This window comes from Latilactobacillus parafuchuensis, assembly GCF_055271665.1.
In genome coordinates, this window is record NZ_CM143875.1 from 419,348 (window position 1) to 439,651 (window position 20,304).

General features: G+C 43.4%; 18 protein-coding genes. 1 reads left to right on the top strand and 17 read right to left on the bottom strand.

Annotated elements, in window-relative coordinates; translation table 11 throughout:
• Positions 1-321: 321 nt before the first annotated feature.
• The 8 genes from dltD to ACVPPQ_RS02450 all read right to left on the bottom strand — a co-directional run bounded on the left by dltD (position 322) and on the right by ACVPPQ_RS02450 (position 8,295).
• Positions 322-1,590, bottom strand: a complete 1,269-nt coding sequence (gene dltD, locus ACVPPQ_RS02415; protein WP_463495468.1) for a D-alanyl-lipoteichoic acid biosynthesis protein DltD — start codon at positions 1,588-1,590, stop codon at positions 322-324.
• Position 1,591: 1 nt separating this feature from the next.
• Positions 1,592-1,828: a D-alanine--poly(phosphoribitol) ligase subunit DltC gene (gene dltC, locus ACVPPQ_RS02420; RefSeq protein ID WP_035439317.1), complete on the bottom strand. Its 237-nt coding sequence runs from the start codon at positions 1,826-1,828 to the stop codon at positions 1,592-1,594.
• Between the two features lie 30 nt (positions 1,829-1,858).
• The gene (gene dltB / locus ACVPPQ_RS02425; RefSeq protein WP_413476483.1) at positions 1,859-3,067 is read right to left on the bottom strand and encodes a D-alanyl-lipoteichoic acid biosynthesis protein DltB; all 1,209 of its coding nucleotides are present in this window, start codon (positions 3,065-3,067) and stop codon (positions 1,859-1,861) included.
• Entirely contained in the window at positions 3,060-4,586 is a 1,527-nt protein-coding gene (gene dltA, locus ACVPPQ_RS02430; protein WP_463496321.1) for a D-alanine--poly(phosphoribitol) ligase subunit DltA, read from the bottom strand. Before dltA ends, dltB begins: the two co-directional genes overlap by 8 nt.
• Before the next feature lie 23 nt (positions 4,587-4,609).
• Positions 4,610-4,831: a teichoic acid D-Ala incorporation-associated protein DltX gene (locus tag ACVPPQ_RS02435; protein WP_463495470.1), complete on the bottom strand. Its 222-nt coding sequence runs from the start codon at positions 4,829-4,831 to the stop codon at positions 4,610-4,612.
• Positions 4,832-4,926: 95 nt separating this feature from the next.
• The gene (gene trxA / locus ACVPPQ_RS02440; protein WP_025083425.1) at positions 4,927-5,238 is read right to left on the bottom strand and encodes a thioredoxin; all 312 of its coding nucleotides are present in this window, start codon (positions 5,236-5,238) and stop codon (positions 4,927-4,929) included.
• A gap of 101 nt (positions 5,239-5,339) precedes the next feature.
• Positions 5,340-7,703: an endonuclease MutS2 gene (locus tag ACVPPQ_RS02445; RefSeq protein WP_463495472.1), complete on the bottom strand. Its 2,364-nt coding sequence runs from the start codon at positions 7,701-7,703 to the stop codon at positions 5,340-5,342.
• A 52-nt stretch (positions 7,704-7,755) separates the two neighbouring features.
• Positions 7,756-8,295, bottom strand: a complete 540-nt coding sequence (locus ACVPPQ_RS02450; RefSeq protein ID WP_025083426.1) for a CvpA family protein — start codon at positions 8,293-8,295, stop codon at positions 7,756-7,758.
• Positions 8,296-8,445: 150 nt separating this feature from the next.
• Between ACVPPQ_RS02450 and rnhC the strand changes: the two genes are divergently transcribed.
• The gene (rnhC, locus tag ACVPPQ_RS02455) at positions 8,446-9,369 is read left to right on the top strand and encodes a ribonuclease HIII (protein ID WP_463495474.1); all 924 of its coding nucleotides are present in this window, start codon (positions 8,446-8,448) and stop codon (positions 9,367-9,369) included.
• A gap of 750 nt (positions 9,370-10,119) precedes the next feature.
• On the opposite strand, the gene ACVPPQ_RS02460 is transcribed toward rnhC, so the two are convergent.
• The 9 genes from ACVPPQ_RS02460 to dinB form a co-directional block, all read right to left on the bottom strand.
• Entirely contained in the window at positions 10,120-10,431 is a 312-nt protein-coding gene (locus tag ACVPPQ_RS02460) for a DUF1292 domain-containing protein (protein WP_463495476.1), read from the bottom strand.
• Positions 10,432-10,486: 55 nt separating this feature from the next.
• The gene (ruvX, locus tag ACVPPQ_RS02465) at positions 10,487-10,924 is read right to left on the bottom strand and encodes a Holliday junction resolvase RuvX (protein WP_025083428.1); all 438 of its coding nucleotides are present in this window, start codon (positions 10,922-10,924) and stop codon (positions 10,487-10,489) included.
• Positions 10,924-11,184 (bottom strand): IreB family regulatory phosphoprotein, encoded by a 261-nt coding sequence (locus tag ACVPPQ_RS02470; RefSeq protein ID WP_025083429.1) that lies wholly within the window; start codon positions 11,182-11,184, stop codon positions 10,924-10,926. Before ACVPPQ_RS02470 ends, ruvX begins: the two co-directional genes overlap by 1 nt.
• A 302-nt stretch (positions 11,185-11,486) precedes the next feature.
• Positions 11,487-14,126: an alanine--tRNA ligase gene (gene alaS, locus ACVPPQ_RS02475; RefSeq protein ID WP_463495479.1), complete on the bottom strand. Its 2,640-nt coding sequence runs from the start codon at positions 14,124-14,126 to the stop codon at positions 11,487-11,489.
• 247 nt (positions 14,127-14,373) lie between these two features.
• Positions 14,374-15,357 (bottom strand): hypothetical protein, encoded by a 984-nt coding sequence (locus ACVPPQ_RS02480; RefSeq protein WP_463495481.1) that lies wholly within the window; start codon positions 15,355-15,357, stop codon positions 14,374-14,376.
• A gap of 25 nt (positions 15,358-15,382) precedes the next feature.
• Positions 15,383-16,741 (bottom strand): DEAD/DEAH box helicase, encoded by a 1,359-nt coding sequence (locus ACVPPQ_RS02485; RefSeq protein ID WP_025083432.1) that lies wholly within the window; start codon positions 16,739-16,741, stop codon positions 15,383-15,385.
• Positions 16,742-16,768: 27 nt separating this feature from the next.
• The gene (locus ACVPPQ_RS02490; protein WP_463495483.1) at positions 16,769-17,725 is read right to left on the bottom strand and encodes a DHH family phosphoesterase; all 957 of its coding nucleotides are present in this window, start codon (positions 17,723-17,725) and stop codon (positions 16,769-16,771) included.
• A 2-nt stretch (positions 17,726-17,727) separates the two neighbouring features.
• Positions 17,728-19,050, bottom strand: coding sequence for a DRTGG domain-containing protein (locus tag ACVPPQ_RS02495; protein ID WP_056950790.1), 1,323 nt, complete (start codon positions 19,048-19,050; stop codon positions 17,728-17,730).
• Positions 19,051-19,138: 88 nt separating this feature from the next.
• Positions 19,139-20,269 (bottom strand): DNA polymerase IV, encoded by a 1,131-nt coding sequence (dinB, locus tag ACVPPQ_RS02500; protein WP_463495485.1) that lies wholly within the window; start codon positions 20,267-20,269, stop codon positions 19,139-19,141.
• Between the last annotated feature and the right edge of the window lie 35 nt (positions 20,270-20,304).

Genomic DNA, 20,304 nt, shown 5'->3' on the forward strand with positions numbered 1-20,304 from the left:
ATACTACGACTTATGTCACAGCCCTTTTTAGTTTGAGGTTAGAAACTGACCACGGCAACAAAGACTCTGGTTTTTAAAACGTGCTTCTTGAGCAAACTTTTCCGTTTAGCTACAAAATATCCCGAATGGTTAAAAAACAACCATCCGGGATATTTTTAGGTTATGCTCAAAGTTTAAACGCTCAAGTCAGCACTCTGGTCAAAACGTGCTTCTGGTTGCAACAACTTCCGCTTAATCTAAAATAACGAATGATGATTCAAAACCAATCATCATTCGTTATTTTTAATTAATGCTCAGTTGCTAACCGCAACCATAAGCACTCTAATCAAAGTCTTCTACTTGGTCTCCGCCTACATTTTGCCATGCTCGGCTTAGGAAGTCGTTATTGATATCGTACTTCACTTTACCGGCTTTTTTCGTTGCCATGAATGGTTTCAAAGCTTGATCGACTTTTAACCAACCACGCCAGCCTAAATGAATGGTATCTTGCATGAAGTAAGGTTGATTACCATCATTTGTCATATCTGTAATATGATTAAAGCCTTGCGACTGCAGTTGGTAACGAACTTTCTGATCAAAACGATTCAACATCCCTTGTGACAACCCAGTGTAAGAAGCCCAGCGTGCATTGACTGGTGGAATCACGAATTGGACGTCCATTTTATGTTCTGCAAAATAGGTCAACATTAATTGGAAATCCGCAAATTCTGGTGAACTTTCGTAATTAAAATTCCGTTGAACACCCTTTAATTGGGCTTCGTGTGGTAATACCCGTTTTTTGTAGAAATCATCTTTAATGCCAAACGGATTATCGCCAGTTGCTTGTTGACCCAGCGTCGTTGCCACCGTATTCAGCTGCACATCATCCGCTTGTGCCGGTAATTTTTGAATGCCCTTTTGGACAAATTTTTCCCGACCGTGAATGAATAATTGACTAAATAATTGATCTTGATGTTGGAGTGCTGGTCGTTTAACGTTAGCGATGTAGACTTTTTGGGGTTGCGTTAATGGTAAACCCAACGCCTTATTCTTCAACGCATCCCGCACAACGCCACTCGTGGTGTCACTCGTTAATTGTAAGATTCGTGTCGCCGTATAACGTGTGGCCGCCGTGTTCTTGGCGTGCAACAAGAAATACGATGTTTGCAACGGTGAATAGAAGAAATCGAACATATTGGCTTTGACCCCTTTAGGGACAAACCATTGTGGCGAAACAATCACCACGGCTTTCTTACCATTCAAATGATTGCCGCTGGCTTGGAGTGATAAGAAATGCGTTAAGGATTGCGTACCCGGCGCGCCAATTAAAAAGGGCTTGTTCTGCCAATTATATTTAGTAGCCATGACTGACGGATGCAAAGGATCCATCCGCGATAATTCTGATGAACCAATCACCGGAATATAATTCGCATCAAAAGCGGCATCCTTAATCGCTTCACCTTTAATCACGTTGGCCGACATCGAAGTCGCCGCCGTTGATAACGTTTTGGCACTTGGACGGCCAAAACGCAATGGTGATAATAATAAAACCATTAAACCTAACGCAGCAACCAGTACTGGTCCAAATATGTGCCATAACTTTTTAAACATGTTATTGAAGTTCCTTTACTTTAGCGATAATTTTATTGGGTGTTGCCCATTCAGTCCGTTCAAATTCAGAAACGGGGACTTCGATGTCTAATTGACCTTGTAATTCCAACAACATTTGGACCGTTGCCATTGAATCTAATATGCCAGTTTCAAATAAATCTAAATCCATCGTGTCTTTTAAATCGTCATTACCCGTTAAGTCCGTTAAAATGTCTAATACTGTGTTTTCGATATCCATGATGATTACCCCTTTTATATTAAATTAGTTTTAGTGGAACCAGAGTTTGTCTAAGAATCCTGAGAAAATCAAGAAACTAAAGCAAACGGTATTGAACGTTGCGAAAATCGCTAGGTAGTTGGTCCAACGATTGCTGATAATCTGATCTTTGTGCTTCTTCTTAAACCGTAACCAGACATCGGTTAAAATGATCCAGATGGCGTGGAATAGCCCGTAAGCGATGTAATACCACGTTAAGCCGTGCCAGAAGCCCATCAATAGGAATAGGGTTAAGTAACCGAGATTAGCGATTAACACGCGATTCTTGGTGACCTTATGTTTCATCAAGAAGAAGACTAAGCGCATGTAGATGTAATCGCGGAACCAGAATGATAACGTCATGTGCCAACGATTCCAGAATTCCTTAATGTTCGGTGATGCAAATGGTTTATTAAAGTTAATTGGTGTTTCGACGCCCATGATGTAACTGGTCCCGATAGCGAATAAACTATAACCCGCAAAATCAAAGAAGAGATACAGGCTGTAGACGTACATGTAGCCCACAACGCCCCACGAAAGGTCTAAGAAGCCTCCACGACTAGCCAGCGCTAAATGCGCCAGTCTTGGCAAGAGCAATGTGCCGAAGAAATAGCCTAAAATAAACTTATACACAAACCCAAGCATTAGATTGTGGACCGCTTTACCGAGCATTTCGATATAATGATCCCGATCCGGAATCTTCAGATAGTCTTTCTTAAAGCGTCGGTAACGATCAATCGGACCGGATGAAATCGTTGGAAAGAATAGCATAAATTGTAAGAACAACCAAGGTTCAAATTTTTTAATACTGCCATCCCGCGTTTCCATAATCATCCCGACCGCTTTGAAGGTCAGATAACTAATCCCCAAGAAACCGATGATTGAATTACTGCCCGGATTGAGGAACGGCACAAACTTAACAATCACTAACGGCATAATCGCCAATACAACGGCTAAGTTAAAGAGTAACGTGCTGTTTTTCTTCTGGCGATAAACAGTGTATCCCCAGATCAATGCCCCTTCGAACAAGACATAACCAATCAGTGCGTAACCTTGTTCAATCTTATCTCCGTCAAAAATTAAGATTAAAAAGATTAATGAAACAAGTGTTTCGTAGAAGTGCCACCGTTTACCATTCAAAAAACCAATGATCAACGGGATTAAAGCTGCTCCTAAAATTAAGAAATAAGTCGGATTCGCGTACGGCTGTAAATTAGGCATTGCCGTTAACCTCGGTGATCAAAGCTTTCCGATCAACCTTACCATTGACGGATAATGGTAATTGCGTTTGATAAACAAACCGTTGGGGAATCATGTAATCCATTGTGTTTTCAGCTAAGGCTGCTTTTAACGTCTTCGTTAAAGTCGCATCCCCAGTTTGATCTGCATTGGGCACGACATACGCAATCAATTGCGTGACTTGATGTGCTTTGTTGTAACGCGGTACCGTGCAAGCTTGTTTGACTTGTGGGAGTTGTCCAAGATGATGATCAATTTCTTCCAGTTCAATCCGGTAACCGTGCATTTTAACTTGGAAGTCGGTCCGGCCTTTGTAGAAGATTAAACCTGATTGATCTTGCGTGACCAAATCGCCGGAATGGTAGAAGCGTTGGCCGTCTTTTTCAAAGAAAGCCGCCGTTGTCTTGTCTGGGTTGTTTAAATACCCTTTCGAGACACTTAGCCCACTGATTAACAATTCGCCGGGTTGGTCAGCTGCGACCACTTGGTTTTGTTCGTCAACCACTAACGTCTTCGTATCAGACTTAGTGTAACCGATTGGTAATCGGTCATATTGCGCCAAGATATCCGCTGTGATTTCGATGCTGGTCATTGCGACCGTCGCTTCTGTGGGGCCATAGGTATTAAAAATCTTCGTTTCTGGGAATCGTTCTAATAACTTCAGCGCGGTTTGGTGCGTCAACTCTTCACCACAGAAGACGAATTGCGTTAATTCTGGATAGTGTTGACTATCGAAAGTCGGTGCTAATAAACAAATCTCAACAAACGATGGTGTTGACACCCATTCGTTGACTTTCAAAGTCGGTAAGACTTCAAATAATTGCTTAAAGTTATTGGTGACTTCTTTTTCAAGAATGACTAAGGTTGCACCTGAGCACAAACCGGGGTATAAATCCATGACCGATAAATCAAATGAATACGGCGCTTGAATTAACACTCGGCTATTATCAGCGACTCCGAAAGTCGGGTTCGCCCATTGAACGAAGCTCAAAAGGTTGTTTTCACTGATTTGAACCCCTTTTGGCAAGCCAGTTGTACCCGATGTAAAGATGATGTAGAAATTGGCATCCCCGCTGACCTGTTGGCTCTGATCGTAATCAGTGGCACCAGTCGTGATGGTCTCGGCTAAGGTTGTTGCCGAATAAACCGGCCCCTTAACGGTCAATTGGGCTTCTGGGACCCAAGATAAAACGGCGGCTGGTTGCGCGACCGATTCAATCTGTTGAATCCGTTCGGCATCCGAATGCTGTTCAACCGGAATATAAGCGTGACCGGCTTTAACGGCCCCTAAGAAAGTCGCGACCATCTCGAATTGTTGTCCGCCAAAGACAATCACGGGTGCCCCCGCTGGTAATGCTTGGGCTTGGATGAAATGCGCAATGCGATCAGATGCGGTTTTTAAATCCGCATACGTGTGTTGTTCTGCGCCATATTGATAAGCCACGGTTTGTGGTTGATTAATTGCAATTGTGTCGATTTGTTCAATAATATGTGTCCTCATCATTTAAGGCCTCCTTGATCAGACTAAAATTCGTTATAGATAAATTTAGGACTACCGATACCGCTATAGTCGTATAAATAGAGTAGGATTAAAAAAATCACAAAATAAATGATTGTCCTACCGATAAAATTGACAATTGGCTTCTGCCAAAAATTAAGAAGTTTTTGTCCCATTTTCACCATTTCCTTCTCTAATTGTGCTGTTTTCATTACTATTACTATGTAGATAAAGTTACCACAACCCATTATCAACAACCACTAACAGTTTTGTCACACGAATGTAATATAGCAAAAAAGCAGCCTTTTCAAAATGAACTCATTTCGAAAAGGCTACTTTAAAATTAATCGATATATTGTGCTAAAGTTTGGTTCAATTGTTCTTTATTATGGAAGCCGGTAATTGTTTCAACGACTTTGCCATCTTTTTTAACAATCAACGTTGGAATGGCCATAATGCCAAACTTAGCGGGTGTTTCTGGATTAGCGTCAACATCCATCTTAACAAATTTTACTTTGTCGTTGGTTTGCGCTAATTCTTCGATGACTGGGGATTGCATCCGACAAGGACCACACCAAGTTGCCCAAAAGTCAGTTAAAACAACCCCTTCATTTGTTTCAGCTTCAAAATTCTTATCTGTTAATGCTTCAACCATACGATCACCTCATTTAGATTGTTCAAAACCTATTATCACATAATGCTAGTCTACACGTTGTAGTTCTGAATAACAACTAATGTGCTTACAAAAAATCAGCATTATTTGAAAGTGACAATCGTGGCCCCGTTGCCGCCCGCATTAGACGGTGCATATTCGTATTTTTTAACTTGACGGTTGCCCTGTAGATACTCTTGAACACCTTGACGAATCGCACCCGTCCCTTTACCATGAACAATCGTCACTTGTTGATAATTGGCTAACAAAGCGGCATCGATGTATTGATCAACTTCACCCATTGCTTCTTCATACCGTTTGCCTCGTAGGTCAAGTTGCGCTTTAATGTGGCGCATACCGCCACTATTGACGGTTGTGACTTGGCGTTGTGGCCGTTGATCTTCGACCACTTTTTGTTTCTCAATATCGGCACTATCAATCTTCATCTTAATGATGCCCATTTGGACTTCCCAATTGTGCGCATCAATTTGACGCAATAGTGTCCCGCGTTGACCGTATGATGTGACTAAGACTTCATCGCCTTCTTTGAGCGTCTGCTGGCGTTTAGCGCGTTGTAAGACCTTATTTTTCTTCAAGGCTGTTTCTTGGTGCAACTCATTCAAGGTTGTTTTAGCATCAATCAATTGGTTTTCTTTGATTTGTGCGCCCTGATTCAACTGCATCTGGCGTAAATTAGTAATCACCTTATCGGCCTTTTCTTCAGCCTTTTCCACAATTTGGTTGGCTTTTTCTTTAGCCTTCGTCATTTCGGTTTCCCGATCTTCAAAGAACTGTTGATAAGCGGTGCTTAACTGTTGGTGTAAATCGGTCGCTTCTGTGACTTCATACCGCAATGCTTGGTACTCCGTTTCAGCGGCTTTACGTTGATTTTCCAAATCGGTAATCATGTTATTCAAATCTTGGCTGTCATCAGTCATCAACTGTTTGGCCTGATCGACGATGCTTTCTGGCAACCCAAGACGCGTTGAAATATCAAACGCATTACTGCGGCCTGGTACCCCGATTAACAACCGGTAAGTTGGTTGCAAGGTGGCCACGTCGAATTCCATACTCGCATTAATGGTTTGAGGCCGATTATACCCGTAAATTTTTAATTCTGGATAATGGGTTGAAGCGACCACATTGGCCCCGACAATCCCGATTTGATCCAAGATGGCAATCGCTAAAGCGGCCCCTTCTTGCGGATCAGTGCCGGCCCCCAATTCATCCAATAGGACTAAACTATGGTCATCAATTTGATCCAGAATCTGAATAATATTTTCCATGTGTGCCGAGAAGGTACTCAAGTTTTGTTCAATCGATTGTTCATCACCGATATCGGCAAAAATATCCGAGAAAACGCCAACTTGACTTTCTTCGCGCGCCGGGATAAATAAGCCGGACTGCGCCATAATTTGGAGTAGGCCTAACGTTTTTAACGTGATGGTTTTCCCACCGGTATTCGGACCCGTTACCACAATCGCTTGATAGTCCGCTCCAATGGTAATGTCATTAGCCACAATTTTCTCCGCCGCAATTAGTGGATGGCGTGCTTGTTTTAAATCAACGTGGTTCTCAAGATTAATCAACGGTTCAGTCGCTTTGAGCGTTTTGGCTAATTGCGCTTTGGCGTTGACGAAATCCAGTTCACCTAATAATTCAGCATTCGCCAAAATTTGGTGGCGTTCTGGCATAATCGCTTCAGATAATTCAGCTAAAATCCGTTCAATTTCTTGTTGTTCTTCAATCTGTAATTGACGTAGACGGTTATTTAAATCCATAATCGCTTGTGGTTCCATAAATAACGTCTGACCACTGGCACTTTGATCATGGACAACCCCACCAAATTGACCGCGGTATTCTTGTTTAACCGGGATCACGTAGCGGTCGTTACGAATCGTCACAATCGGATCACTCAAATACTTCGCCTTGCTACCGTGCGTATAGCTATCCATCCGGCTGCGAATTTGACCTTCCAATTGTTTCAAGCCAGACCGCAAGCCCCGTAACTTCGTTGAAGCGGTATCTAAGACCGCGCCATCATCAGCGACTGAACTCCGAATACGTTCCGTCAACTGCGGTAGTGTGACTAATTGATCGACCAATTCGGGCAGTGCCTGTAAGGGCATTTCACTTTTAGCGAGCTCTTCAAAAAAGCGGACCGTTGCGGAGGTTGCGCGCAAGATCCGACCCAGTTGAGCCAGTTCGCGACCATTTAACATCGCTCCAATTTCGATTCGTTTTAAATGGGGCCGCACGTTTTCCAGTTGAGGTAACGGAATGCCACCCTTTAACCGTTCAATATCGACACCGTCTTTGGTTTGATTCAACATGACTTGAATCAATTCGGCATCATTGATTGGCGCGAGTTGCGCCACTTTTTCCTGACCAAAAGCGGTCAAAACGTGTTCCTGTAACATTTTTTTGATTTGCTGATATTCTAATGTTTTTAATATTTTTTGATTCATTCTAATCCAACTCCTTTAAAAAAAGTCTGACCTTAATCGTCAGACTCGTTTACTAACCAGCGACCCACCACTGCGTAATCTGTGAGGTTAAAATCGGGGTCTTCAAGACCATCGTTTTAGCCACCCACGAGTGGGCTAATGTATTTTGCAAGCCATCGATTGGGACCAATGCTAATACGTATAAGAATAGAAAAATACCGATGTAAACGACCACTAAACTCAATAAACCACCCAACAATTTGTTAAACTGTTTTAATAGCGGTAAATAGGTCAACGAGTTGGCTAATAATCCGACTAAGCGAACCAATAAGCCACCAATAAACATCACGATTAAAAAGGCAACCCCGACGTAAAAAGCTTTATCCAACGATAATCCCGTGCTCTTTTGGAAAAAGGCAAAGTAACTATCTTCCGTTGCAGAAGGGTACGGCACTAACAAACTGAGCTGAGGGCCCAGTGTATGACTAAGTGTTTGGGCAATCCAAAAGACGATAAAATACCCGACCGTGTAGACCATTTGTAATACAAAGCCCCGGCGAACCCCCGTATAAACGGCATATAACATCATTAAAATAATTATTAAACTTAACATATGATCCCCTTAAAGACATTCATCATTTTTAATTACCGACTATCTAGCACAATAAAAATTTGCTAGTTCAACTGAACTATTTTATCATGAAATAAGCAAAAGTGACAATCTTACCCATTTATCTGTCATTATTCAGACCTGGAGGCCATTATGCAAGCTGTGATTCAAGTGAGTCCCACCCAATTAAAAGCAATTCAAGCACAATATCCGACTAATCGTCAATTACCCCCTGGTGCGGTTTTTGCCCACAAGGCTGGCAGTCTCAGTGTGACCGGCTATCGTTCCGGCAAAGTCCTTTTTCAAGGGACTGGTGCCCAACAAGCCGCTCAACAGTGGGGCTCAGTTGCCCCGGCTAAATCAGGGACAACCACCCCAAAAACTAAAAAGGCCAAAGGCGATCAACTTCCACCCGATTTTGCCAGTTGGGCCGTGCTCGGTTCTGATGAAGTCGGCAACGGTAGTTATTTCGGTCCCCTAACGATTGCCGCGGTTTACGTCAGTCAAGCCAACCTCGATTTCGTCAGAGGTTTAGGCGTCGCCGATTCTAAAACATTAACCGATCAGCAAATTGATCGAATGGCCATCCAGATGATGGACCGCCTGCCCCACCACATCGTCAATATTATGCCGGCCAAATACAACGAAGTTCACGAAAAGATGAACATCGAAAAAATGAAGGCGATCAGTCATAATTTTGCCTTATTAAAAGTTTTAAAACAGATTCAACCAGACAAACCAGCCGGGATTTTGATTGATCAATTTGAACCACGCGATATTTATTACCGCTACTTGCAAAAAGAACCCTTAGTCGTCCGCGAAAATGTTTATTTCTCAACTAAAGCGGAACAATTCCATCTAGCGGTTGCGGCAGCATCAATCATCGCCCGCCACCGCGCCAACGTTGCGATGCAAGAACTCTCACAATTAGCGGGCCGGACAATCCCGGTCGGTAGCCATAAAGTCGTGGACCAAATCGCCGCCGATTTACTCGCCCAAGGTGGCCTCGACTATCTAGGCCAATTCGCCAAGTTGCATTTCAGCAACACAAAAAAAGCACAAGGATTATTAAAATGAGTGCTGACTCAAGTTGGTCAGGCTTTGAGGATTAACCTAAAAATCAGCGTTATGATTTGTATTCTGAATCATAACGCTGATTTTGTAGTTAACCAGAAAAGGCTACTTGAGAAGCACGTTATTAAAATGAGTGTTGGAACCCACGGCTTGATTCCGAACATTAGCCTAGTTTCGTGAATAAAGGCCGCCTTTTGGACTTTGTTTACGAAACGTAGCTAAGCACAAGAATCAGTGGGTGCAAGCACGTTATCATATAAGTGCTGACTCGAGCGGTTAATCTTCGAGCATAACCTAGAAATGCCAATTATGGTCGAACTTAACCATGATTGGCATTTCGTAGTTAAGCGGAGAAGATTGCTCGAGAAGCACGTTATGATCTGAGTGCTGACTCGGCCGGGAACTTCTGAGTATAGCCTAGAATTGTGAATTATGACTGGTTTTAGTCATGATTTGCGATTCGTAGCTAAACGGAAGAAGTTGGCTGAGAAGCACGTTATGGCAGAAGTGCTGGAACCCACGCTTTGATTCCGAGCATTAGCCTAGCGACGTCTAGCAAACAAAGACCAAAAAACGATCTTTATTCACTAGACTAGGCTAATGCTCGAAAGCTCCCGTGGGGTTGAGCACTCTATCCAAAATGTGCTTCTCAAGCAAGCCTCTCCGCCTAACGACAGAAGGACAATCATGGTCAGTTCACCATAATTGCCCTTCTTAGGTTATGCTCAAGGCTAACCCGCTTGAGTCAGCACTCTATTGCATGTTATCGTCTGCTAAGAATGTGTTTAGGACTTCTTCAACCATTTCCCATTCTTCATCGTCTTCGATTGGGAATAAGTCGCCTTGGCTTGCGTCACCTTCGCCATCAGAAGTGAATGCAAAAGCTTGGATATCAACTTCTTCATCATCTTGTGCGCTTGCTGGGTATAGTAACACGTATGACTTACCGTAATCTTCTGAATCAAATGTGAAGAGCACTTGGTATAATTCTTCGTTACCTTGATCATCAATTAATGTAATTTCTTGTTCTGCATCTTGGTGGATGTTCTTATTTTCGTCAGTCATTCATCAAAACTCCCTAGTGATTATATTTAAATGCGTCTCGTCGACCATTTAGTGTTTACAATTTCGTTAAGCGACCATGCGCATCCAAATAATTTTGTAAAATCATGACAGCTGCGAGCTTATCAATGACTTTTTTGCGCTTTTTGCGTGAGGTATCGGCTTGTTCAACTAACATTCGTTCGGCTTGAACCGTCGTCAATCGTTCATCAATAAAGTCAACCGGTATTTCTGGAAAAAGTTGTTGGAGCATTTCGCCGTACTCTTGGGCTTTAATCGCCCGCGGACCAATTGAATTATTCATGTTCTTGGGTAAACCCAAAACAAAGCCGGTGACTTGGTGTTCTTTGACCAGTTCTTTAACCCGGTCTAACCCAAATTCAGCTTCATCTTCGTTAATTCGAATAATTTCAACGCCCTGTGCTGTCCAACCGAACAAATCACTGACGGCAATTCCCACCGTACGTGAACCAACATCAAATCCCATTAACCGCATTATTTCGTATTTCCTTTATCAAGGTAATTTTTGACCAGTTCTTCAATAATTTCATCGCGTTCATGTTTGCGAATCAAATTACGCGCATCGTTATAGCGTGGAATGTATGCTGGATCCCCTGATAACAGGTATCCAACAATCTGGTTAATTGGATTATAGCCCTTTTCTTCTAACGTCTGATAGACCGTTTCTAATGTTTCATGCACATTTTTCGGGCTATTCTTACCGAAATCAAAATGGACTGTCTTATCTAGATTCATCTCTCAACACCTCAACTTTTCGCTACTTATACAACCATATTCTACTCGAAAATAGCCTAAAGTACAACCAACACGATTATCCTGTAACAACTTTGTAAAGAGTTACTATACCATAAAAAAAGTAAGCTGTGACAGAACACGGTTATCAATCGAGTATCAAGTCAGAAAAATGGCCTATCCTGACCTTCAAGGATAGACCATTTTTCGATTTGAACGGAAATTGATGCGTTATGGCGCGCGTTGAAGCACAACCGTCATTTAATTTAGATCCCTTTAAAATAATGCTGGCCTCAATTTTTGACCTATTTCGTTAAAAATTCTTGCGCAGCTGTCAATGCGGCTGGAATCCCGGCTGGGTTCTTACCACCGGCTTGGGCCATATCTGGCCGACCACCGCCACCGCCACCAACAAGGGGTGCAATGTGTTTGATTAAATCGCCCGCTTTGATGCCGGCTTTAATTGCAGCCGGAGCAACAGCGACGATTAAGCTGACCTTGTCGCCCGCTACCGTTGCCAAAACTAAGACGTCTGAGATGGCCTTTTGTTGCCATTGATCGGCCAATTGACGGAGTTCATTCATCCCCGCCACTTTAGCGTCAGCAGCCACTATGCGCCATTGACCCGCTTCAACCACGTTTTCAAAGACGTTGCTGGCTTGTTGTTGTGCAAACTTCGCTTTTAAATGTTCATTTTCTTTTTGTTCTGCTTTTAAATCACTTTGTAATTGTTGAATTTTCTTTGGCAAATCTTTGACTTGAGCGACCTTTAAACCACTCGCTAATTGATTCAATAACGCTTGTTTGTCATTGAGATAAGCAAACGCAGCTTTCGACGTCACGGCTTCAATCCGTCGAGTACCAGCACCAATCCCAGATTCACTTGTAATCTTGAAGAGGCCTAAATCAGACGTGTTGCGGGCATGCGTCCCACCACAAAGTTCCATTGAATAGTCACCGATTTTAACCACACGCACGGTCTTACCATATTTTTCGGTAAAGAGGGCAATCGCCCCCATCGCTTTAGCGGATTCGATATCCGTTTCAACCGTGTTAACGGGCAGTGCTGCCCAAATTTGGTCGTTGACGATTTGTTCGACCTCAGCCAATTGTTCAGTGGTTACTTGACCCAGGTTAGTAAAATCAAACCGTAAATAGTCAGGTTCAACTAATGAACCAGCTTGATGTGTATGTTCGCCCAAGACGTCGCGTAAAGCTTGATCCAATAAATGAGTGGCCGTATGATTCTTGATGATCCCACCCCGGAAAGTTGGATCAACCGCTAGCGTATAATGCACGCCACTTAACATTTCATCTAGGACTGTGACGGTATGCAATGGTTGGCCGTTTGGTGCGTATTGCACATCAGTGACTTTAGCGACCACTTGGCCTGCCAAGTTTTTAACAATCCCTTGGTCTGCGACTTGCCCACCCATTTCAGCATAAAATGGCGTTTGGTCAAAAATCAGTTGCGCTTGGCCTTCGCTAATCATCGTTTGTTTCGCGTTATCTTGAATGATAACGGCCAATTTACTGTCGGTTGTCAATTCAGTATAACCCGTAAATTCACTAGCGACCTTAATGTCCAATAGCAATTCATTTTGAGTCCCCATTGATTGTTCGTCGCTACGCGCATTCCGCGCCCGGGCTTTTTGTTGCGCCATTTCGGCTTCAAAACCGGCTTGGTCAATCGTTAGACCTTCATCTTGCGCATATTCAGTTGTTAATTCGATTGGGAAGCCAAACGTATCGAATAATTTAAACGCTGCGGCACCCGTAATTTCAGTTTGACCAGCGGCTTTAACGTCCGCAATCGTTTCGTTCAATAACCGCAACCCATCATTTAACGTTTCGCGGAAACGATCTTCTTCTGAACGAATGACTTTTTCGATAAAGTCTTTTTGCGCTAAAACATCAGGATAATAGCTAACCATGATGTCACCCACGATTGGCACTAATTGATACATAAACGCGTCGTTAATCCCTAACTTCTTACCATTCAAAATCGCCCGCCGAATTAAGCGCCGTAACACATAACCGCGACCTTCATTAGATGGCATCGCACCGTCACCAATCGCAAACGTCACTGCACGGGCGTGATCGGCAATAATTTTGAACGAAATATCGTCAGCTGCGTTTTTGCCGTATTGTTTATGATCACTCAATTTCGCTGTGGCTTCAATCAGTGGCATAAATAGATCTGTTTCAAAGTTCGTTGGGGCTTCTTGGATAACTGAAACCAGGCGTTCAAGACCCATCCCCGTATCAATATTTTTATGGGGTTGTTCAACATATTCGCCATTTGGTAAATGATTGAATTCTGAGAAGACAATGTTCCAGACTTCCAAGTAACGTTCGTTCTCGCCGCCAGGATAGTTCTCTGGATCGTCTTCAGCCACATTGTTGAATGATTGGCCACGATCGTAAAAGATTTCTGAGTCGGGACCACAGGGGCCTTCACCGATATCCCAGAAATTATCTTCAACTTCGATGACGTGCTCAGCCGACAACCCGACTTTTTCAAGCCAAATGCGGTGCGCTTCTTGATCTTTAGGGTAAACCGTCACGTATAATTTGGCGGGATCTAAACCAATCCACTTATCGCTCGTTAAGAATTCCCAAGCCCAAGGAATCGCGTCTTCCTTAAAGTAATCACCGACTGAGAAATTGCCTAACATTTCAAAGAAAGTATGGTGACGCGCAGTCTTCCCAACATTTTCAATATCGTTAGTCCGGATACTCTTTTGGGCGTTGGTAATCCGAGGATTTTCGGGTACCACGCGGCCATCAAAATACTTTTTAAGCGTTGCGACCCCAGAATTAATCCACAATAGTGTTGGATCATCGTCCGGAATTAATGGTGCACTCGGTTCAACATCATGCCCTTTTTCCTTAAAGAACTCTAAAAACATTTGGCGTACTTGGGCGCTCGTTAATTTTTTCATCTAAATTCTCCTTCAAAATAATAAAACACCGCTGCAAATTCAAGGACGCATAAGCGCGGTACCACCTTGATTGCAACGATGTTAGTCGTTAACCTCTTTATGAGTTTATTGAATTGTTGACGGTTGGGGAGCACGCTCATCGACGCCGTTGCTTTCTCTCAATTAATCCAAAGCATCCCTGTCTACATTGCTGATGAGGTATATCCCAACACCTCCAAAGTATAAAAAATAATCACGAGATTGTCAACTACTCGAGCACGATTGGAATCGTCCGTCGATATTGACGAGGCACTTGTACGTCTTCAATGACTTGCGTTGCCAGTCCCGATTCATAAAATGGCGACGTCGGCAACACCTGCTCCAGTTGGTACCGGCCACCGGTGACACACGGGCCACCCTTATAGACTAACGGATCATTGGTCAATTCGTAGCGTCGTTGACCACCAAAATCAAGGCCAAATGACTGGTGCATCAATTGATTGGCGGTTGGCAAATGATTCCCCGCAACCCACAAACTAGTTGTGCCCGCACCTTTAAGCCATTCATATTGATCCGGACTCACAAAATCGAATCCTTGTTGATGCAACGTCTGTTTAAGCGCTAATTCTGACAAACTAATCTTTTCAAACACTTGATAGGCTTGGTGCTGCATTAATGGTTTAACAATTAAATGGCGACTCTCAAAATAGGCCGTCTGACTTTCTGATTGGCGGTAAAGCAAATTTTGGAGTTCGGCTTGATACTGCCGATAAAACAATTGATTCCCGCTAAACTGACCATTAACCAAGGTATAAATGCCTTGCGCTAACCAGTCAATCGGTTGGGCAGCTTGTGCGACCAATAACGCGGGCATGTTAACCGTCCGGTTGTCTGAAGTCAGTTCATTAACGTAATCAGAAACCGCCTCTTGGTTCGTTAACACAATCCCCTCATCGGCTTTAAGTGGTCGATTTGATTGTGCAAACCATTCGTTGGGCGTTAGTTTCGTCGCCCCCGAGGACCAACCTAATTGGACAGCGGGTTGCCCTGGAATAAACAAAAACTGTTCGCCCAACAACCAGACACTATAGGTCTTCAAAACCGTCTGTTGGTAGTCAACTTTTACCGGTTCAATCCAATCGACCGCCACTAGCGGACTAACAAAATAGCGTAAAACTTGGCCAAAATTAGCCCGCCGATCGGCTTCCGATAATTGTTGCCATTGACTTAATTGCAAATCGAATTCATGCATTTATGCCACCCCAATCATAATTTGACTAGCGTTTGTTACGAGCTTTGGTTTCCCGTTTTTTCTCACGGAGTTCAACCCGTTGTTCAACCCGCCGTTTTTGACGCGCGTCTTTTTGGATTGCTTCTTTAATCTTTTTCTTATAACCTGGTTTACGTTTTAGTTTGGCCTTTTTGACCATCCCTTTTAAACCAACGTCTAATTCATGGGTGCTAGCCGTCCGTTTCTTCCGACGATTACGATCGTAAGAAGTGACTAATTCGCCATCTTTTAATACTTTCGGTGTAAACTTGATGCCCATATTTTCAATCTGCGCAACGGCATTTTCATCTTCTGGACCGTATAACGTGATGGCTGTTCCGGCTAAACCGTTCCGGCCCGTCCGACCCACTCGATGAATAAAGAATTCTAAATCTTCGGTTGGAATTTCAGCATTAATGACCATGCTGACCCCTTCGATATCAATCCCCCGGGCTGCTAAATCAGTGGCCACGACGTATTGATAATCTAAATTATGAACTTCTTTCATAACGCGCTTACGTTGACGTGGTGGTAAATCGCCATGAATCTTAGCAACTTTCAACCCTTGTGATTGTAAGTAATGGTGAATATCATCAACGCGACTCTTCGTATTAGCAAAGATCAACACTAAGAATGGATGGCCCATCGTAATCAACGTATAGATTGTTTGATTAACAGCCTTGCCCTTAGTTGGCAATAACCAGTTTTCAATCGTGGGGCTAATCACAGATTCGTTCTTAACTTCTTCGATCACCGGATTGTGCATGTATTTTTGTAAAAATGGTTGTAACTTATCAGGAATCGTCGCTGAAAAGACCATCATTTGTAGGTCTTCTGGTAAACGACTAGCAATTTGATCGACGGGTTTCAAGAAGCCCATATCAAGCGTCATATCCGCTTCATCGACGACTAGAATCTTAGCCGTGTAAATCTTTAAGGCTTTGCTTTCGATTAAATCTAAAATCCGACCAGGCGTCCCGATAATAATTTGGGGTTGGTGTTGTTTTAGTTTTTCGATTTGGCGGTGTTTATCGGTCCCACCGACATAGCGACCAATCCGAATTTCAACTGAACTATGTTTGGCAATTTGTTCAGCCGCCGTGTAAATTTGGTACGCTAATTCACGACTAGGCGCTGTGATGACGGCTTGTACTTCATCTTTTTCAGCGACAATTTTGTTGAAGATTGGTAATAAGAAGGCGTGGGTTTTACCACTCCCAGTTTGTGATTGACCAATCACACTTTTACCAGCATTGATGACGGGCATGACGCGCCGTTGAACCGCTGTTGGTTTGGTGAAATGAATTTCATCTAAAGCTTCAATAATTTCTGGCTTTAAATTAAATTGGATAAATTGATTTTCCATAAAATCCTACTTTCTATTTTAACCGCGCTACTGGGCTGCTTGGTACGCATCCGCAAGCGCTGATAATTCTGCAATAATCTGTTCAATTTCGGCTTGATCCGCTGCATTGGCGCCACTGGCCATTGGATGACCCCCGCCAGCATGTTGTTTCGCTAATTCGTTAATGACCGGTCCTTTTGACCGAAAATGAACGCGATAAGCGCCGTCGTCTTGTTCGACAAACGTCACCCAAGTTAAGACCCCCCGTAACCGGCCGGGTGTCCCGACAATCGAATGGACCTGTTGGGCTGACACGTGTAGCCGTGCTTGAGTCGCTTGGCTAACAACGAGATAGGCAACGTGGTGTTGATTGACCTGTAATTGGTCAAACAAGTAGCCTTGCAACTTGGCCTGTTCCAACGTGATTTCATTCATGCGTTGATTAATCTTAGCATGTTGGATATCAAACGTCATCATTTGAGCGGCACAATTCATCGTATGCGGGCTGGTTGAATCAAACATGAAACGCCCCGTATCACCGACCATACCGGCGTATAGAACACGAGCGGCAGCATCGTTGAATTGCAAACGACCCTGACTATCATTAACGATGTCGATGATAATTTCGGAAGTACTGGAGGCCTCGGGTAAGACCCAATTCAAATCACCATACGGATCATCATTTGGATGGTGGTCAATCTTAATCAGGTACGCGCCATCTTGATAATGATCACCGCTAATCCGCGGTGAATTGGCTGCATCGGTCGTAATCACTAAAGCGCCTTGATAGGTCGCTTCATCGATACTTTGAACGTTTGCCAACCAAGCCAAATCGCCGGTATCACTACCCACTTGATAGACTTTTTTAGTTGGAAAACTATTCCGAATGACTTCCGCCAATCCAACTTGTGACCCAATCGCATCGGGATCCGGATGAACATGCCGATGAATAATAATCGTGTCATAGGCTTCAATTTTGGCCATAATTTGTTCTGGAATTGTCATGGTTAACCTCTTTCTAAAATCTGACAAGTCACAATCGCTTTAGCAACCATAACATGGTTCGCATAAATGTCCACATCTACTTTAGCTGAACGACGCCCAATGTCTAATAATCGGGGCAAAATTTTGATTTGACTTTCAATTTGAATTAAACGTAAATAATGTAAATTAACCTGTTCAATCATCGAGTGGCGTTTATACTGAGTCTGTAACATCCGTTGACAGGCAGCCGAGACGGTTTCGCTTAAAACACCAAACGAAATCGTCCCTAAATTATTAGTCATTTGTGGACTGACTTCAAACTGGTACGCCGCCGAATAAAATTCGGAATCAAGATCATCTGGTTGGATTAATTCGACAATTTGATCATAAAAGGTTTCAGCCACTTGCGGTTGGCGTTGCGCCGTCTGCATATTGGCCATCACGTCTTGCCGGGTGATAATCCCTTCTAATTCAAGATTGTCAGCCACTACCGGCATCATTTCTAAACTATTCCAAGTCATTGAATGCCCGACACTGGCGACGCTCATATACTTCTTAACACTCGACGGATTCTTCGTCATGACCTTATCCAGTTGCATCGTCGTTGGTTTGTCCAAGATATCCTTAATCGTGACAATCCCAACTAACCGGCCATGTTCATTGACGACTGGAAAACGCGACATGTTGACGGCTGCGCTCAACTGCTTATAATCGCCCACGGTTTCGGTCGCCAATAACGAATAAGTATCCGCCAAGGGATGGTAGATGTCAGCAACTGTCGTGATTTCCTTTTTAATTAATTGATCGGTCAAAGCCCGATTAATTAACGTTCCGACGGTATAAGTATCATACGTTGTCAGTAGAATCGGCAAAGCCAATTCATCAGCTAGCGCGACAACCTCCGGCGATGTTTGTAACCCACCGGTAATCAACACGGCCGCGCCATTTTCAAGCGCTAGTCGTTGAACGTCCTCGCGATCACCGACAATCATCAACGATTTAGGGGTGATGTAGCGTTTCATCGCTTCAAGTTGCATCGCACCAATCACAAATTTATCCAATAATTTATTCAGGCCAGCTTTGCCACCTAACACTTCACCATCAATCACTTGCACAATTTCAGCGAAGGTTAGATTTTCAATCTTGCCTTTTAATTTCTGTTCAATCCGAATAGTCCCAACCCGTTCAATCGTGCTGACTAATCCGTTGTTTTCAGCCGCCTTAATCGCCCGATAAGCCGTGCCCTCACTAACATCCAGCGTTTTGGCAATTGAGCGCACCGAGATCTTATCCCCAATTGGTAAATTATCGATGTACGTTAAGATCTGATCATGTTTAGTTGTCACTCAAAAGCCACCGCCTTTCAATTATTTAATAATCGGCATACTTATTTATAGTATATCGGTTTTCATCACTAAAAACAAAGTAAACTCGTCAATCATTTTCCCAATCATAAAGTGGCAGCGTGATATTTTCAAAAGTTTGCGGTGCCAAGTTTGTGACGGTAATCCCTAACAGACGAATCCCGACTTCAGCGTGTCCGATGCTCGACCAAATTTGCCAAGCAACAGCCTCCAATTCTTGTGCACTGCCAACGTATTCACCCAACGTTTTGCGTTTCGTAATCGTTTCAAACTGGCGATTACGAACTTTAACGACCACCGTTTGGCCGTGTTTTTGATTTTTACGCATTCGGACGGCGACCTCTTCGGCAATCATTTTCAATTGGGTTTGAACTTGTTCTTCGCTAATCAATGGTTGCCCGTAGGTGTGCTCGTTGCCAATTGATTTACGTTCACGTTGATATTCAACAGGCCGATTATCGACGCCACGCACATGACGATAAAGCCCATAACCAAGTTTGCCGAAATTTTGCATCAACATCATTTCGGATTGTGCCAATAGATCGGCGCCCGTTTCGATGCCCAACTCTTGCATTTTGACGGCCGTTTTTTGACCAACCCCGCGAAATTTTTCAATCGGTAAGCGCGTTAGAAACGGAACGGCTTGTTCCGGTAAGACTATCGTTCGACCCGCCGGTTTACGGTAATCAGACGCCATCTTCGCCAGAAATTTATTATAGGAAATCCCAGCAGAACTGACCAGTTGGGTTTCTTCCAGAATTGCCTTTTGCAAGTAGGCGACAACTTCAATCGTATGCGTAAAACCCAACTTGTTCTCAGTGACATCTAGATACGCTTCATCGAACGCAATCGGTTCAATTTTATCGGTGACCGTGTGAAATATTTCATGAATTTGTTCTGAGACGGACCGGTATAATGGAAAATTAGGCGTTTTGAACACCGCCTGATGTTTCGGAATCAACTCGGCGGCCTTTTGCGCGCTCATCGCCGAATGAACACCGTATTGACGCGCCACATAATTGGCAGTCGTCACGACCCCTTTGCCCCCCGTATCGCTTGGATTACGGGCGATAATCAATGGCTGTCGGCGTAATTCGGGTTGTTCACGTTCCTCAATCGACGCATAAAAAGCGTCCATATCGATATGCACAATCTTGCGACTCGTATCATTGCGCAATGGTATTTTAAACAATTCCGCCATAGTGGTCCCTCCCCTCAAAAAGAAAAGCCTACGCT

Coding starts and splice junctions, on each gene's coding strand:
- dltD (WP_463495468.1), bottom strand. CDS start 1,590: ATGTTTAAAAAGTTATGGCACATATTTGGACCAGTACTGGTTGCTGCG.
- dltC (WP_035439317.1), bottom strand. CDS start 1,828: ATGGATATCGAAAACACAGTATTAGACATTTTAACGGACTTAACGGGT.
- dltB (WP_413476483.1), bottom strand. CDS start 3,067: ATGCCTAATTTACAGCCGTACGCGAATCCGACTTATTTCTTAATTTTA.
- dltA (WP_463496321.1), bottom strand. CDS start 4,586: ATGAGGACACATATTATTGAACAAATCGACACAATTGCAATTAATCAA.
- ACVPPQ_RS02435 (WP_463495470.1), bottom strand. CDS start 4,831: ATGGGTTGTGGTAACTTTATCTACATAGTAATAGTAATGAAAACAGCA.
- trxA (WP_025083425.1), bottom strand. CDS start 5,238: ATGGTTGAAGCATTAACAGATAAGAATTTTGAAGCTGAAACAAATGAA.
- ACVPPQ_RS02445 (WP_463495472.1), bottom strand. CDS start 7,703: ATGAATCAAAAAATATTAAAAACATTAGAATATCAGCAAATCAAAAAA.
- ACVPPQ_RS02450 (WP_025083426.1), bottom strand. CDS start 8,295: ATGTTAAGTTTAATAATTATTTTAATGATGTTATATGCCGTTTATACG.
- rnhC (WP_463495474.1), top strand. CDS start 8,446: ATGCAAGCTGTGATTCAAGTGAGTCCCACCCAATTAAAAGCAATTCAA.
- ACVPPQ_RS02460 (WP_463495476.1), bottom strand. CDS start 10,431: ATGACTGACGAAAATAAGAACATCCACCAAGATGCAGAACAAGAAATT.
- ruvX (WP_025083428.1), bottom strand. CDS start 10,924: ATGCGGTTAATGGGATTTGATGTTGGTTCACGTACGGTGGGAATTGCC.
- ACVPPQ_RS02470 (WP_025083429.1), bottom strand. CDS start 11,184: ATGAATCTAGATAAGACAGTCCATTTTGATTTCGGTAAGAATAGCCCG.
- alaS (WP_463495479.1), bottom strand. CDS start 14,126: ATGAAAAAATTAACGAGCGCCCAAGTACGCCAAATGTTTTTAGAGTTC.
- ACVPPQ_RS02480 (WP_463495481.1), bottom strand. CDS start 15,357: ATGCATGAATTCGATTTGCAATTAAGTCAATGGCAACAATTATCGGAA.
- ACVPPQ_RS02485 (WP_025083432.1), bottom strand. CDS start 16,741: ATGGAAAATCAATTTATCCAATTTAATTTAAAGCCAGAAATTATTGAA.
- ACVPPQ_RS02490 (WP_463495483.1), bottom strand. CDS start 17,725: ATGACAATTCCAGAACAAATTATGGCCAAAATTGAAGCCTATGACACG.
- dinB (WP_463495485.1), bottom strand. CDS start 20,269: ATGGCGGAATTGTTTAAAATACCATTGCGCAATGATACGAGTCGCAAG.